Consider the following 14,413-nt stretch of genomic DNA (forward strand, 5'->3'; position numbering starts at 1 on the left):
AACTCGATCCGCCGATGCAGATCCGACCCCGCCACCCGCTGCGCGGTCCGCGTGATCCGCCCCAACGGCGACAACACCCGCCCCGCCATCGCATAACCGAACGCGAACGCCACGATCGTCAAACCCAGCAACGCCAGCAGCGACCGGTTGAGGAGGTTGTTGAGGGCCACCGCCCGCTGGTGCATCAGGCAGTTGTTGACCGCCTCCTGGAGCAGCGCCCCGGAGGTCTCGGTGGGCAGGTCGCAGATGTCGCTGGTGGACTGGAACTTCCCGCCGAGGATCTTCAACGGCAGCGCGCTGCCGTCGTGCAGGGCGGCCGCGGCGAGCATGTAGATGATCGTGAGCAGCACGATGCCGGCCATCAGGAACATGCCGCCGTACAGCAGCGTGAGCCGTATCCGGATCGTGGGGCGCAGCCAGGGGAAGGGCCGCACGTTGACCGGTTTGGGGTCCCAGGCCGGTTTGGGCGGGACCGGAGGCGGCGGCGGTGCGGCCTTGGAGCTGGAGAAGGAGGGCAGGGAGGGCATCGGCGGTCAGATCCGGTATCCCGAGCCGGGCACGGTGACGATCACCGCGGGCTCGCCGAGCTTGCGGCGCAGCGTCATGACCGTGACCCGGACGACGTTGGTGAACGGGTCGGTGTTCTCGTCCCAGGCCTTCTCCAGGAGCTGCTCGGCCGAGACGACGGTGCCCTCACTGCGCATGAGGACCTCCAGGACCGCGAACTCCTTGGGAGCGAGCTGGACCTCCCGGCCGTCGCGGAAGACCTCGCGGCGGTTGGGGTCGAGCTTGATCCCGGCGCGCTCCAGGACAGGCGGCAGGGCCACCGTGGTGCGGCGGCCCAGGGCACGGACCCGGGCGGTCAGCTCGGTGAACGCGAACGGCTTGGGCAGGTAGTCGTCCGCTCCGATCTCCAGGCCCTCGACGCGGTCGCTGACGTCGCCGGAGGCGGTGAGCATCAGGACACGGGTGGGCATGCCCAGCTCGACGAGCTTGCGGCAGACGTCGTCGCCGTGGACCAATGGCAGGTCGCGGTCGAGGACCACCACGTCGTAGTCGTTGACCGCGATCCGTTCCAGCGCGGCGGCGCCGTCGTAGACCACGTCGACGGCCATGGCCTCCCGGCGCAGTCCGGTGGCCACAGCATCGGCGAGCAGCTGCTCGTCCTCGACGACGAGAACACGCACGTCGCAGTCCTTCCTTACGGCCCGCGATCAGCAGGGCACGACAACGTTGAGAGCCCTTCCATCCTGCCCCGAAGAGTCATAAACCGGCGGTAAGGGGGGTGACGGAAGGGGTTGGGGCGGCTGCGGCCCGGATTCCCGGACCGGTTGAGGTTTCCCTGAGCGTGCGCGTGGGGAGGACGACTGCACACCCGCGATCACGCCCTGTATCAGCGTCTTGGCACGCTCCGTTTCCATCGCAGGGACCACGCCGTGATCGACCCACCCGTCGGCACACCCCCGTGCCACCGACCCACGACGAGGGGGCGCACCATGGACGCGTTCACCGCAGGTATTTTGCAGCGCATACGGAACACCGAAGCCGATCTGGTCCGAGCCCGCGAGTCGGGTGACGAGCTCCTCGCCGAGGTTGAACTGGCAGAACTCGAGGACTTGCAGCGCCTGGCGACCGAGCACGGCGTGCGGTACACCGTAAGCGCCTGATCCGGCCCGCCCAGGACGGCGGCTGCGCCCCGGCACCGAGGGAAGGTGCCGGGGCGCAGCCATGTCCGCACCCGGTACGGGGCCCCGGTCAGTCGTGCCAGGCGCCGAGGTCGTCCAGCAGCGGCTGGAGGGCGCCGAAGACGCCCGGGGAAGCGGCGACGGTCAGTTCGTGGGCGGCGGGGAGGCCGGGGCGGCCACCGGTGAGCGCGCCGGCCTCGTCGGCGATGAGGACGCCGGCCGCGTGGTCCCAGGGGTTCAGGCCGCGCTCGTAGTAGCCGTCGAGGCGGCCGCAGGCCACGTCGCACAGGTCGATGGCGGCCGAGCCGCCGCGGCGGATGTCGCGGACCTGCGGCAGCAGGGCGCGGACGACCTCGGCCTGGGCGGCGCGCCGCTCGGTGAGGTAGCCGAAGCCGGTGGCGATCAGGGCCTGCGCGAGCGGTGGGGCGGGCCGGTGGCGGATCGGCTCGCCGTTGAGGTGGGCGCCGCGGCCGCGGACGGCCTGGAAGGTCTCGCCCCGCATCGGGACGGCGACCACGCCGACGACGGCCTCGCCGTCCTTCTCCGCGGCGATGGACACCGCCCAGGAGGGCAGCCCGTAGAGGTAGTTGACGGTGCCGTCCACGGGGTCGATGACCCAGCGCACGCCACTGGTGCCGGGGCTGCCGGCGCCCTCCTCCCCCAGGAAGCCGTCGGCGGGGCGGTGCTCCCCGATGAAGTCGGTGATCAGTTTCTCGGAGGCGAGGTCCATCTCGGTGACGACGTCGATGGGGCTGGTCTTGGTGGCGGCCACCCCCAGGTCGGCGGGGCGGCCGTCGCGCAGCAGGGTCGCGGCGCGGTCCGCGGCCGCCAGGGCCAGTGCGAGGAGTTCGTCGTGCAGGGGGTCGGGGTGCGGCTGGTCGAGGTGCTGCGGATCGGGCACGGTGCTCCTTGCTCGGACGAGCGGTGGTCGGGGGCTCAGGCGGGGGTCGGGGCCGCGGGGCCGGTCCAGTCCGCGCCGGCAGCGGCCGGGCGGGCGGCGCGGGCCGGGCAGCAGCCGAGGGGGCACAGGTCGTGCGAGGCCCCGAGGGCGCCCAGGGCGCACCGTTCGGGGGTGGTGCCCCGTTCGGCGGCGGCGCGCTCCAGGAGGAGGTCGCGGACCGCGGCGGCGAACCGGGGGTCGGCGCCGACCGTGGCGGAGCGGGCGACCGGCAGGCCCAGTTCGGCGGCCTTGGCGGTGGCCTCGGTGTCGAGGTCGTACTTGACCTCCATGTGGTCCGAGACGAAGCCGATGGGGGCCATGACGACGGCCGGCACGCCGGCGCCGTGCAGCTCCTCCAGGTGGTCGCAGATGTCGGGTTCCAGCCAGGGGATGTGCGGGGCGCCGCTGCGGGACTGGTAGACGAGCTGCCAGGGGTGGTCGATGCCGGTCTCGTCCCGTACGGCCTCGGCGACGACCCGGGCGACGTCGAGGTGCTGGGCGACGTAGGCGCCGCCGGTGCCGTCGTCGGTGTGGTCCTCGGGGGTGCCGGAGGTGTCGGCGGCCGCGGTGGGGATGGAGTGCGTGGTGAAGGCGAGGTGGGCGCCGGCCCGGGCCTCCTCGGGGAGTCCGGCGAGGGAGGCGAGGACGCCGTCGACCATCGGCCGGATGAAGCCGGGGTGGTTGAAGTAGTGGCGCAGCTTGTCGACCTGCGGGACGTCCAGGCCCTCGGCCTGGAGGGTGGTGAGCGCGTCGGCGAGGTTCTCGCGGTACTGGCGGCAGCCCGAGTACGAGGCGTAGGCGCTGGTGGCGAGGACGGCGATGCGGCGGTGGCCGTCGGTGACCATGGTGCGCAGGGTGTCGGTCAGGTACGGCGCCCAGTTGCGGTTGCCCCAGTAGACCGGCGCGTCGAGGCCGTGGTCGGCGAAGTCCTTGCGGAGTGCGTCGAGGAGTTCGCGGTTCTGGGCGTTGATCGGGCTGACGCCGCCGAACAGGAAGTAGTGCTGGCCCACCTCCTTGAGGCGCTCGCGAGGGATGCCGCGGCCGCGGGTGACGTTCTCCAGGAACGGCACGACGTCGTCGGGGCCTTCGGGGCCTCCGAAGGACAGCAGCAGCAGGGCGTCATAGGGGCGGGGGTCGCACTGTTCTGGCATGCCTTCGATCCTCCCACCCCCGGGCGGCCGCGAGGGGTCAGGCCCTGGTTGGGCGGGCGGAAACCGCGGCGGAAACCAGGAGGCGGCGGATGCCCCGCCACCCGTAAGCTGTATCGGCCACAGACATTCCTTACCGACTTCCTCACCCGGCGGAGCACCCCGTTGCCCAGTCCCTACCGCGCCCTCTTCGGGCGCCCCGGCACCAAGTCGTTCTCCGCCGCAGGGCTGCTGGGGCGGATGCCGCTGTCGATGATGGGCATCGGCATCGTCACGATGGTGTCCCAGCTGACCGGCCGGTACGGCCTGGCGGGGGCGCTGTCCGCGACGCTCGCGCTGTCGGCGGCGGTCCTGGGGCCGCAGATCTCCCGTCTGGTGGACCGGCACGGGCAGCGCCGGGTGCTGCGTCCGGCGACGCTGGTGGCGCTGGCCGCGGTCGCCGGGCTGCTGCTGAGCGCGCAGCAGCGGTGGGCGGACTGGACGCTGTTCGCCTTCGCGGCCTGTGCGGGCTGCGTGCCGAGCGTGGGCTCGATGGTGCGGGCGCGCTGGGCGGAGCTGTACCGGGGCTCGCCGCGGGAGCTGCACACCGCGTACTCGTGGGAGTCGATCGTCGACGAGATGTGCTTCATCGTCGGCCCGATCCTGTCGATCGGGCTGTCGACGGCGTGGTTCCCGGAGGCCGGGCCGCTGTTGGCCGGGGTGTTCCTGACCGTCGGGGTGATCTGGCTGACCGCGCAGCGCGCGACGGAGCCGGTGCCGCATCCGCGCGAGCAGCACACGGGGGGATCGGCGCTGCGGTCGCCGGGACTGCGGGTGTTGGTGGCGACGTTCGTGGCGACCGGTGCGATCTTCGGGGCGATCGACGTGGTGACCGTGGCGTTCGCGCAGGAGGCCGGTCACAAGGCGGCGGCGAGCCTGGTGCTGGCGGTGTATGCGTTGGGGTCGTGCGTGGCCGGTGCGGTGTTCGGGCTGCTGCACCTGGCGGGGCCGCCGTCACGGCGGTGGCTGGTGGGGATGGCCGCGATGGCGGTGAGCATGGTGCCGCTCCAGTTGGCGGCGTCGCTGAGCGGTTCGCTGGTGCTGCTGGCCGCCACGCTGTTCCTCGCCGGGTTGTCGATCGCGCCGACGATGGTGACGACCATGGCGTTGGTCGAGGAGCACGTGCCGCGGACGAAGTTGACCGAGGGCATGACGTGGACGAGCACCGGCCTCGCGGTGGGGGTGGCGCTCGGCTCGTCGGCGGCCGGCTGGGTGGTGGACGCGGCCGGTGCCGCGCGCGGCTACCTGGTGCCACTCGCCGCGGGCGTCCTGGCCGCGCTGGTGGCGCTGGCCGGCTACCGCTGGCTCCGTCCCCGTGGCGTGTTGGCGCCCGCCTCCCCCGCGGCCGGCAGCGTTCCGACCCCGACTCGGTCCGCTGCCGAAGACCACGACGAGTCGCACGCGGGCTGAACCGAGCCTCCTGCGGCAACGGCGCGGACCGGTGTCCCCACGGGCACGCGGTCCGCGCCGTTGCCGTGCTCGCGCATCTCGTCCCACGGGAGCGCGCGTTTCTCCCCTCCGCCGCCTCACCCCGACCGCCGTTCCCGTCCACCGCGCCGGCACGACCGTCACTCCTCTTATGCACCACCCCGCGCGGCGCCCCATCACCCCACCACCGAGGGTGACTTCACGTGCGTGCCGTTGACTCCGCGGTCTGCCGCGCATGACAGACCTCCCCGCGCCCACACCCCTGGGGACGGCCCGTCGCGACGCCTCTGCGGAATTTCCCTGTTACCGCCGGTACGAGATGTCCGGGAGCCTTGTGGTTGCGCCCGTTTTCGCTGTGGTGTGATTCCGCTCACCCCTCCTGGAAGCGCCGTCGGCGGCTGGCATCATGCGCTGACCAACGGCGGCCGAACACGGCCGGCCCGCGCGGAGGGGAGGCATCGTCACCATGGCAGTCACCGACGCCATCGGCGGCTCGGGAGGCCGCGGTTCGGGAGGGCCCTGGCGCAACTGGGCGGGCAACGTGACCGCCCGCCCCACCCGGAGCGTGGCCCCGTCCAACACCGAGGAACTGGCGGCCGCCGTCCGGTCCGCCGCGACGGACGGTCTGACCGTCAAGGCAGCGGGCACCGGGCACTCGTTCACCGCGGCCGCGGCCACCGACGGGCTGCTGATCCGTCCCGACCGGCTGACCGGGATCCGCCGGATCGACCGTGCGGCGGGCACCGTCACCGTGGCCGCCGGCACCCCGCTCAAGCACCTCAACCAGACGCTGTCCGCGCACGGCCTGTCGCTGACCAACATGGGCGACATCATGGAGCAGACCGTGTCGGGCGCCACCAGCACCGGCACCCACGGCACCGGCCGGGACTCCGCATCGCTCGCCGCGCAGATCACCGCCCTGGAACTGGTCACCGCCGACGGCTCGGTGCTGCGCTGTTCCGCCGGGGAGAACCCGGACGTGTTCGCCGGGGCGCGGCTGGGCCTGGGCGCACTGGGCGTGGTCAGCGAGCTGACGTTCGCGGTGGAGCCGGAGTTCCTGCTGACCGCCCGCGAGGAGCCGATGACGTTCGACGAGGTGACCGGACGCTTCGACGAACTGGTCGCCGAGAACGAGCACTTCGAGTTCTACTGGTTCCCGCACACCGGCAACTGCAACACCAAGCGCAACAACCGCAGCCAGGGTCCGGCCGCGCCTCCCGGCCGGCTGAGCGGCTGGATCGAGGACGAGTTGCTGTCCAACGGGGTCTTCCAGGTGGCGTGCACGGTCGGGCGGGCGGCGCCGGCCGCGATACCGGGCATCGCGAAGGTCTCCAGCCGCGCGCTGTCGGCCCGTACGTACACCGACATCCCCTACAAGGTGTTCACCTCACCGCGTCGGGTCCGGTTCGTGGAGATGGAGTACGCGCTCCCCAGGGCGGCGGCGATCGAGGCGCTCGGCGAGCTGAAGGCGAGGGTCGAGCGCTCGGACTTCAAGATCAGTTTCCCGGTGGAGGTGCGCACCGCACCCGCCGACGACCTCGCGCTGTCCACGGCCTCCGGGCGGGACACCGTGTACGTCGCGGTGCACATGTACCGCGGGACGCCCCACCAGGCGTACTTCGGGGCCACCGAGCGGATCATGACGGCCCACGAGGGCCGGCCGCACTGGGGGAAGCTGCACACCCGCGACGCGGCGTACCTCGCCGGGGTCTATCCGCGGTTCGACGAGTTCACGGCGCTGCGCGACCGCCTGGATCCGGAACGCCGGTTCGCCAACGGGTACCTACGACAGGTGCTGGGTGACTGAGCGACGACCGGCCGGTCACTGACGCGCCGCGGCCCGGCGTCCCCGAGGGGGCACCGGGCCGCGGTAGTGGGTGGTCCGCCGGACGGGCGGGCCGCCCAGGGGCGATCCTTCGTCAGGGGGTTCAGGGGGTCAGGGGACGTTGGGGTCGGGCGACTGTCGGCCGCCGGGGTTCTGCTCGCTCTGCTGGTGCCCCGTAGTGGCGCCGCCACCGGTCGAACCGGAGCCGTCACCCTTGCCGCCGTCGGTCCCGGTGGACGGGCTCGGCGACGCGTCGGGGGACGAGGAGGTGCCGGGGCTGGGGGAGCCGGTGGCACCGTCGCTCGGGGTCGGCGTCGGGCTCCCGCCGTGGTGGCCGGTGCCACTGCCGGTGCCGTCGGTGCCACTGCCGTCGGAACGGCTGGGGTCGGGCGACGGAGTGCCGCCGTCCCGGCCGGTGCCGTTGCCGGTCGAGTGGCCCGGGTCCGGGGTCTGCGGCGTGCTGGGCCGGTGCGGGGCGACGTTGCCGGTGGTGAGGTTGCTGATGGTGGTGCCACTGTTGCCGCTGGCCGACTCACCGACGAACAGTTCGGTGGCGGTGACCGCCCCCATGGCGAGCACGAAGACGGCGAGCGCCCCCAGCGCCGGCCGCTTCCAGCCGCGCAGCCGGGTGCCGTAGGTGGCAGTGGCCTCCTCGGTACCGGGCGGCATGCTGCCGGGCACCGGGGCGTCGGGCGCACCGGCCTCGGGGAGTACGGCGGTCGTGTCCGCGTCCCGCTGGGCCGCCCGGCCCAGCGCCATGGTCTGCTCGACCGGCCGCGCCAGCAGCCGGGTCGCTTCCGCGTCCGGGCCGGGTGGCTGCTGGGCCCGCGGGATCAGCTGGGTGCGGGCGGTGACGGGCCCTGAATCACGGGCCCGGACGGAGGTGACCGGATCCTCCGTGCCGTGTTTGTCGAAGGTGGGCAGCACCATGGTGGGCCCGGCGGGTCCCATGGAGTCGGTGGTGGCCTGGGATCGGGTGGTGGAGTCGCGGTGCGGCTTGGGCCTGGTGGTGACCGCCGCTTCCTTGATCTGCTCACCGGTGCGCCGGAACAGGTGCTGGAATATCGTGCCGCCGGTCGTCGCGACGACGCTGACGACACCTGCGCCGATGATGGTTCCGTACACACCGAGCTGACCCGCGAGGAACGCGGCGACAGCCGCGGCGAGCGCGCTGCCGGAGACCTGGGCGAGGCTCAGGTCGATCCGCTTCTCCTTCTGCTTCGTGTCCGCTTGGGTTTTTTCGTCCATCTCCTACCTTTGATCGCCCCTTCGATCCATCTTGCATGGAGAAGTGACCAAATGGCGGAGTCATTAGTTCCGAATCTGTGGAATCTGTGAAGCACGCCACCTTCGCCGCAGGTAGAGAGGTCGACAAGGCGACCTGCCCCCCTGGGGCGCCCAGAAGTTCCGCGGCGCGGCGGTCCACTTCGGTGGCCCGAATGGAGTACTGTGGCGAGCCCTGGCCCCGGTTCCCGTCCGGCTGCCCGGACCCGCGGGAGGGGCACTGAAGGCGGCACCCTCCCTGGGGCACCGCCGCTCGGTACGGGTGATCGGTGACAGGGCAAGCGGCATGGTCACTGAGCGTTGCAAACTGGTAACCGTGTCATAACGGCGTTTCTGGGCCAAGCCCCGACACGCCGGGCAACTCGGCAATGTTGTGGCAGGCTGCACCCGGGCAGGCCACACTCGACTAGCGGAAGCAGCGACGCACGTGACGTCGGCAGGCACCACCCGGGAGGTCCCCATGCCCGAACTGCGTGTCGTGGCCGTCTCCAACGACGGCACACGGCTGGTGCTCAAGGCTGCGGACAGCACCGAGTACACGCTTCCGATCGACGAGCGGCTGCGCGCCGCCGTCCGCAACGACAGAGCGCGGCTCGGCCAGATCGAGATCGAGGTCGAGAGCCATCTGCGCCCCCGGGACATCCAGGCGCGGATACGAGCCGGTGCCTCCGCTGAGGAGGTCGCACAACTCGCCGGCATTCCCGTCGACCGGGTGCGCCGCTTCGAGGGTCCGGTGCTGGCCGAGCGGGCCTTCATGGCCGAGCGGGCCCGCAAGACCCCCGTACGCCGCCCCGGCGAGAACACCGGCCCGCAGTTGGGCGAGGCCGTCGCGGAGCGGCTGCTGCTGCGCGGCGCCGACAAGGACAGTGCGCAGTGGGACTCCTGGCGCCGGGACGACGGCACCTGGGAGGTGCTGCTCGTCTACCGGGTCGCGGGGGAACCGCGGTCGGCGACTTGGACGTACGACCCGCCGCGCCGCCTGGTGCAGGCCGTGGACGACGAGGCCCGCGCGCTGATCGGCGAGAGCGACGACACCCCCGAGCCGAGCTTCCCGTTCGTGCCCCGCATCGCGCGGTTGCCGCGCGATAGGCCGCTGGACCGTGCACTGGACCGGCAGATGCCCGAGCGGTCCGGCGAGGACCGCGAGCGGGAGGGCCGGACCGAGGAGGCCACCGGCGAGCGGGAGCGGGATTCGCTGACCAGCTTGCTGGAGGCGGTACCGAGCTTCCGGGGCGACATGGTCGTCCCGGAGAGCGCCAAGACGGCACAGCCGGCCGAGGTCGAGGAGGCCGAGGTCGAGGAGCCGCCGGCCCCCGCGGCGAGCGCGGGCGCCGGCGCGGGTTCCGCCTACGCCGACGTGCTCATGCCGCGGGCGGTCGCCGGCCACCGTGATCGGCTGACCGGGACGACGGACCGGCAGGCGGAGGCGGACGGCGTGCGTCCCGGGCGCCGGGCCGCGGTGCCCAGCTGGGACGAGATCGTCTTCGGCACCCGGAGGAAGAAGCCGGAATAAGCCGGAACCGCACCGTCCGGCCCTGTTCGTGCAGGCGTTCCGCCCGCTCCCGTGCGTCGGGGGCGGGCGGAACGTCGTTGTGCGGGGTCGTGGCGGGCCTCAGTGCCCGCTCAGCCGGGCTGCGGGCCGGTGGCGATGGGGCGGGAGGGGTCGGCGCACCATTCGCTCCAGGAACCGACGTACAGCGCCGCCGGGATGCCGGCGACGGCGAGCGCGAGGACCTGGTGGGCGGCGGAGACGCCGGAGCCGCAGTAGACGCCGACCTCGGCGTCCGCCGTGGCACCCAGGGCCGCGAACCGTTCGGCCAGTTCCGCGGCGGGCCGGAAGGACGTGGTGCCGTCGGCGACGTTCTCGGTGGTGGGGGCGGACACCGCGCCGGGGATGTGGCCGGCCACCGGGTCGATGGGTTCGGTCTCGCCCCGGTAACGCTCCCCCGCCCGCGCGTCCAGGAGGACGCCACGGCGGGCGAGTGCGGCCGCGTCGTCCGCGGTGAGCAGCGGTGCCGCGCCGGGAGACGGGGTGAAGTCACCCGGCTTCGGAGTCACTTTGTCGACACTCGTGGTGCCGCCGGACGCCTGCCAGGCGGCGAGGCCGCCATCGAGGACCCGCACGTTCGGGTGCCCCGCCCAGCGCAGCAGCCACCACGCGCGGGCGGCGGCCCAGCCCTGGCCACCGTCATAGGTGACCACCGGACGTTCGGCGTTGACGCCGGCGGCCCGCATCGCGGTGGTGAAGGCGGCGAGGTCGGGAAGCGGGTGCCGGCCCGTCGCGCCGGGCGTTCCGGCCAGTTCACCGTCGAGGTCCACGTAGACCGCGCCGGGCAGGTGGCCGGCCTCGTACTCGGGGCGACCGGGCGGGCCGCCGAGCTGGTAGCGCACGTCCAGGAGGAGCGGGGCGTCGGGGCCGGCCAACTCGCTCGCGAGTTCGGTAGCGGTGATGATGGCATTCATGGGACTCATCCTTGCGTAGCAGTGACTACGTACAGAAGGCGGGTGCCCACCCTCCGTATGGCGGAGTTACGGGGCGTCACAACGCCGCCGAAACGGAAGAGCAACGTCAAAACGGGCATTCTCCCTCGTGAACGCGCCGTGGACGGCGCGGCCGGGGCGCACACCCGGTGACAGGGTGCAAGCATCTGCTCGGGACCCGCGCCCGTACCGCACATGGCCAGCACCCCGATGCTCCGAGGAGAGTGACGATGACGACCGAGGCAGCAGCCCGGCGGATGCCCGGTGCGCCCTGCTGGGTAAGCCTCCTGGCGCACAGCCTGCCCGCGACGCAGGAGTTCTACGGCGCGCTCTTCGGCTGGGAGTTCCGTCCGGGACCGCAGCACTTCGGCCCGTACGCCCGCGCCTTCCTCGACGGCCTAGAAGTGGCCGGGGTAGGTGAGCTAGCGGCCGACCGGCATCTGCCGGTCGCCTGGACCACCTACCTGGCCAGCGACGACGCGGACGTGACCGCCGAGCAGATCCGCTCCTGCGGCGGCACGGTGGGCGTCGGCCCGCTCGACGCCGACGACGCCGGCCGGATGGCGATCGCCTCCGACCCGCAGGGGGCGATCTTCGGCGTCTGGCAGGGACGGGCGATGCCGGGCACCGCGGTCAGCGGCGAGCCGGGCACCCCGGTCTGGAACGAACTCGTCACCCAGGAGACGAGTTCCGTCGCACCGTTCTACGAGCACGTCTTCGGCTTCGAGTCGGAGGCCGTGGTCTCGGCCGACTTCGACTACCTGACGCTGCACATCAAGGGGAAGCCGGTCGCCGGCATCCACGGCGTGGGCAACGCGCTGCCGCGCGACCGCGGTCCGCACTGGATGACGTACTTCGCCGTCCCGGACACCGACGCCGCCGCGCGCCGGATCGTCGAGCTGGGCGGCCACGTGCTGCGGTCGGCGCGGGACTCGGCGCACGGCCGGGTGGCAACCGTCGCCGACACCGAGGGTGCGGTCTTCGCCATCATCCAACGGCGCTGAGACGCCTGGCGGCGGCCCGGATCCCCAGGGGCGCCCTAGCGCTGGGCGTCGACCGGCAGGACGTCGGGCGACAGGGCGGCCGCGCGGGCGGTCGCCGCGGTCTGTCGGCGACGGTGGTGGCGCCGGCACAGCACCTCGTAGCCGACCTCGGCCGGCCGCTCCGCGCCGGCACCGTCGCTGCGCACGTCACCGACGACGACCTGGGCGCCCTCGACGACCATCCGCCCGTCGACCGTGCGGGCGTTGTGCGTGGCCCGGGCGCCGCACCAGCACAGGGCCTCCACCTTCAGCACCTCTATGCGGTCGGCGAGTTCGACCAGCCGCTGGGAGCCGGGGAAGAGCTTGCTGCGGAAGTCGGTGGTGATGCCGAAGGCGAAGACGTCGAGTTCGAGGTCGTCGACGACGCGGGCGAGTTGGTCGACCTGGCCGGGGGCGAGGAACTGGGCCTCGTCGATGATGACGTAGTCGACCCGGCCGCCGGAGCTGAGGGATTCGACGATGTGGACGTAGAGGTCCAGGTCGTCGACCACCTCGACGGCCTCCGTGACCAGGCCCAGGCGGGAGGAGAGCTTGCCGTGGCCAGCCCGGTCGTCGCGGCTGAAGATCATGCCCTGGAGGCCGCGGGTCGAGCGGTTGTGCTCGATCTGCAGCGCCAGTGTCGACTTTCCGCAGTCCATCGTTCCGGAGAAGAACACCAGCTCGGGCATGGGGGTTTGCGGGCCTTTCGGGCTCGTACGGCAGGGACGGTGCGGGGCGGACGGTACCGGGGCGTCGCAGTCGGGTGCGGCCACGGGTCAGGTACGGACCTCAAGGAGCGGCACCAACTGCTCCACCGGGGTCATCGAGCCGTGCAGGCCGACCATCTGCGACTCCCCTGGTTCCCGTTCGCTGGCGATGATCGCCATGTCGGCGTGGGCGGCGGCCACCACGTCGCCGATCCGGGCGCGGACCCGGTCGTCGACGTGCGGTCCGAACCAGCCCGCGGCGATGGCCTCCTCCCGGCTGGCGACCCACATCTGGTCACCGACCACCTCGCGCCAGACGGCGAGCACGTCGGCCGCCGCGCCCGGGTGGGCGTACACGTGGCGGGCCCGCCCCTCGCCGCCCAACAGGCGCACGCCGGCGCGGAGTTCCCAGTCCTCGTCGAAGTCGATCCGGGACTCCGGGTCGAAGGGGATGTCGATCATGCCGTGGTCGGCGGTGACGTACAGGACGCTGCGCGGCGGGAGTTGTTCGGCCAGGCGCTGGGCCAGCCGGTCCACGTAGAGGAGTTGGCCGCGCCAGGCGTCGGAGTCGACGCCGTAGCGGTGGCCCTTGCCGTCGACCTCGGAGTAGTACGTGTAGACCAGCGAGCGGTCGGCGGCGGCGAGTTGTTCGGCGGCGAGGTCCATCCGTTCCTCGCCGGAGAGCCGGCCGTGGAAGGTGCCGCCGCTGAGCGCGATCCGGGTGAGCGGGGTCTGCGCGAAGTCGGGTGCGGAGACCTGGCAGGTGTGGATGCCGGCGGCGTCGGCGAGCTGGAAGACGGTGGGGTACGGCTGCCAGGCGTGCGGGTCGCTCCACGGGCGCCAGCGCAGCTGGTTCATCAGTGCGCCGGTCGCCGGGTCCTCGCAGGTGTAGCCGGGCAGGCCGTGGGCGCCCGGTGGCAGGCCGGTGCCCACCGAGGCGAGGGAGGTGGCGGTGGTGGCCGGGAAACCGGCGGTGAGCGGCTGGCCGGTGCCGTTGGACGAGGAGTCCAGGAGGGAGGTGAGGAACGGCGCCTCCCCCGGGTGGGCGCGCAGCAGCTCCCAGCCGAGGCCGTCGATCAGGAAGACGCAGGCGCGGTCGGCGGGGGCCAGCGCCATGTCGGTGGTCACGCCGGGCAGGCCCTGGCCCGCGGTGATGGCGGGCAGGAGGTCGGCGAGCGAGCCGGTGCCGTAACGGGGCACGGGGGCGGTCAGCGGGTCGAGCGGTTCCGGTTCCGGCCAGACGGGGGCGGCGTGGACCATCAGCGGGTGCTGGTGGCCGCGGTGGCCTCGGACAGCGCCTGTGCGAAGGCGAGCGTCTCGCGCACCGAGTCCGGGCCGTCGCCGGCCTCGCTGACCCGGAGGGAGAGGTCGTCGGCGGTGGACGAACCGGTGTAGCCGTGGTCCGCGTCGCAGTTGGGGTCGCCGCAGCTGGCCGGCTCCAGGTCGAGGCGGGCGACGGCGCCCCAGCCGATGGTCAGCACGACCTCACGGGGCAGCTGGCCGGGGGTGTAGGACTCGGGGTTGGCGACGACGCGGCTGAGCACCACGGACGAGATCCGACCGAGCTTGACGGACTCCGTGGAGGTGGTGGCGTAGGGGGACGGCGAGGTGGCGTCGGCGGCCTGCTCGTCGGTGTGGCTGACGATGAAGCGGGTGTCGGTCAGGACGAGGACCGTGACGTGCCGGCGGACCTCGTTGGCGTCGAAGGTCGTCTCCTGGTGGACGAGGTACGACACCACCGGCTCGCCGCCGACTGCGGCCTGCACCGCCTCGGCCACGAGCGTCGGGTAATAGCCACTGCGCTCGATCGCCGCGCGCAGCCCCTGGGTCGTCGTACCGGTCTTAGCCATGGGG

The 14,413-nt window shown here is 72.7% G+C and carries 14 protein-coding genes; 5 read left to right on the forward strand and 9 right to left on the reverse strand.

The genetic code is table 11. The features are described 5' to 3' along the window. Both ABD385_RS38910 and ABD385_RS38915 read right to left on the reverse strand, forming a co-directional pair. Window positions 1–527 (reverse strand): HAMP domain-containing protein (locus tag ABD385_RS38910; protein ID WP_425585583.1); only part of this gene is annotated, 527 nt, incomplete at its 3' end. A 6-nt stretch (window positions 528–533) separates the two neighbouring features. After that, window positions 534–1,187, reverse strand: coding sequence for a response regulator transcription factor (locus ABD385_RS38915; RefSeq protein WP_016576171.1), 654 nt, complete (start codon window positions 1,185–1,187; stop codon window positions 534–536). Between the two features lie 309 nt (window positions 1,188–1,496). Between ABD385_RS38915 and ABD385_RS38920 the strand changes: the two genes are divergently transcribed. Further along, window positions 1,497–1,667 (forward strand): hypothetical protein, encoded by a 171-nt coding sequence (locus ABD385_RS38920; RefSeq protein ID WP_016576170.1) that lies wholly within the window; start codon window positions 1,497–1,499, stop codon window positions 1,665–1,667. 88 nt (window positions 1,668–1,755) lie between these two features. Here ABD385_RS38920 and ABD385_RS38925 read toward each other — a convergent pair whose 3' ends face one another. Beyond that, a complete protein-coding gene (locus ABD385_RS38925) occupies window positions 1,756–2,586 on the reverse strand; it encodes an inositol monophosphatase family protein (RefSeq protein WP_344584710.1) in 831 nt (276 codons plus the stop codon). 35 nt (window positions 2,587–2,621) lie between these two features. After that, entirely contained in the window at window positions 2,622–3,776 is a 1,155-nt protein-coding gene (locus ABD385_RS38930; RefSeq protein WP_344584711.1) for a ferrochelatase, read from the reverse strand. 162 nt (window positions 3,777–3,938) lie between these two features. Between ABD385_RS38930 and ABD385_RS38935 the strand changes: the two genes are divergently transcribed. Next, window positions 3,939–5,222: an MFS transporter gene (locus ABD385_RS38935; RefSeq protein ID WP_344584713.1), complete on the forward strand. Its 1,284-nt coding sequence runs from the start codon at window positions 3,939–3,941 to the stop codon at window positions 5,220–5,222. A 484-nt stretch (window positions 5,223–5,706) separates the two neighbouring features. Next, on the forward strand, window positions 5,707–7,047 hold the full coding sequence (locus ABD385_RS38940) for a D-arabinono-1,4-lactone oxidase (protein WP_344584715.1): 1,341 nt from the start codon (window positions 5,707–5,709) through the stop codon (window positions 7,045–7,047). Window positions 7,048–7,176: 129 nt separating this feature from the next. On the opposite strand, the gene ABD385_RS38945 is transcribed toward ABD385_RS38940, so the two are convergent. Continuing rightward, the gene (locus ABD385_RS38945) at window positions 7,177–8,313 is read right to left on the reverse strand and encodes a hypothetical protein (RefSeq protein WP_344584717.1); all 1,137 of its coding nucleotides are present in this window, start codon (window positions 8,311–8,313) and stop codon (window positions 7,177–7,179) included. A gap of 496 nt (window positions 8,314–8,809) precedes the next feature. On the opposite strand from ABD385_RS38945, the gene sepH reads away from it, so the two are divergent. Next, entirely contained in the window at window positions 8,810–9,862 is a 1,053-nt protein-coding gene (sepH, locus tag ABD385_RS38950) for a septation protein SepH (RefSeq protein ID WP_344584718.1), read from the forward strand. A 110-nt stretch (window positions 9,863–9,972) separates the two neighbouring features. Here the strand turns inward: sepH and ABD385_RS38955 are convergent, their stop codons facing one another. Next, complete coding sequence (locus tag ABD385_RS38955) at window positions 9,973–10,812, reverse strand: sulfurtransferase (protein WP_344584720.1); 840 nt, start codon at window positions 10,810–10,812, stop codon at window positions 9,973–9,975. Between the two features lie 248 nt (window positions 10,813–11,060). Between ABD385_RS38955 and ABD385_RS38960 the strand changes: the two genes are divergently transcribed. Further along, complete coding sequence (locus tag ABD385_RS38960; RefSeq protein WP_344584722.1) at window positions 11,061–11,834, forward strand: VOC family protein; 774 nt, start codon at window positions 11,061–11,063, stop codon at window positions 11,832–11,834. Window positions 11,835–11,869: 35 nt separating this feature from the next. On the opposite strand, the gene ABD385_RS38965 is transcribed toward ABD385_RS38960, so the two are convergent. The 3 genes from ABD385_RS38965 to ABD385_RS38975 all read right to left on the reverse strand — a co-directional run bounded on the left by ABD385_RS38965 (window position 11,870) and on the right by ABD385_RS38975 (window position 14,409). Next, window positions 11,870–12,541 carry a thymidine kinase gene (locus ABD385_RS38965; protein WP_344584724.1) on the reverse strand — a complete coding sequence of 224 codons (672 nt, stop codon included), beginning with the start codon at window positions 12,539–12,541 and terminating at the stop codon, window positions 11,870–11,872. Between the two features lie 87 nt (window positions 12,542–12,628). Continuing rightward, window positions 12,629–13,819 carry an alkaline phosphatase family protein gene (locus ABD385_RS38970; RefSeq protein WP_344584726.1) on the reverse strand — a complete coding sequence of 397 codons (1,191 nt, stop codon included), beginning with the start codon at window positions 13,817–13,819 and terminating at the stop codon, window positions 12,629–12,631. Beyond that, window positions 13,819–14,409, reverse strand: a complete 591-nt coding sequence (locus ABD385_RS38975) for a DUF5998 family protein (protein ID WP_344584727.1) — start codon at window positions 14,407–14,409, stop codon at window positions 13,819–13,821. Before ABD385_RS38975 ends, ABD385_RS38970 begins: the two co-directional genes overlap by 1 nt. Window positions 14,410–14,413: the final 4 nt, after the last annotated feature.

The organism is Streptomyces lunalinharesii, from assembly GCF_039532155.1.
Taxonomy (GTDB): Bacteria; Actinomycetota; Actinomycetes; order Streptomycetales; family Streptomycetaceae; genus Streptomyces; species Streptomyces lunalinharesii.

Coding starts and splice junctions, on each gene's coding strand:
- ABD385_RS38965 (WP_344584724.1), bottom strand. CDS start 12,541: ATGCCCGAGCTGGTGTTCTTCTCCGGAACGATGGACTGCGGAAAGTCG.
- ABD385_RS38975 (WP_344584727.1), bottom strand. CDS start 14,409: ATGGCTAAGACCGGTACGACGACCCAGGGGCTGCGCGCGGCGATCGAG.
- ABD385_RS38960 (WP_344584722.1), top strand. CDS start 11,061: ATGACGACCGAGGCAGCAGCCCGGCGGATGCCCGGTGCGCCCTGCTGG.
- ABD385_RS38945 (WP_344584717.1), bottom strand. CDS start 8,313: ATGGACGAAAAAACCCAAGCGGACACGAAGCAGAAGGAGAAGCGGATC.
- ABD385_RS38940 (WP_344584715.1), top strand. CDS start 5,707: ATGGCAGTCACCGACGCCATCGGCGGCTCGGGAGGCCGCGGTTCGGGA.
- ABD385_RS38970 (WP_344584726.1), bottom strand. CDS start 13,819: ATGGTCCACGCCGCCCCCGTCTGGCCGGAACCGGAACCGCTCGACCCG.
- ABD385_RS38920 (WP_016576170.1), top strand. CDS start 1,497: ATGGACGCGTTCACCGCAGGTATTTTGCAGCGCATACGGAACACCGAA.
- sepH (WP_344584718.1), top strand. CDS start 8,810: ATGCCCGAACTGCGTGTCGTGGCCGTCTCCAACGACGGCACACGGCTG.
- ABD385_RS38955 (WP_344584720.1), bottom strand. CDS start 10,812: ATGAATGCCATCATCACCGCTACCGAACTCGCGAGCGAGTTGGCCGGC.
- ABD385_RS38930 (WP_344584711.1), bottom strand. CDS start 3,776: ATGCCAGAACAGTGCGACCCCCGCCCCTATGACGCCCTGCTGCTGCTG.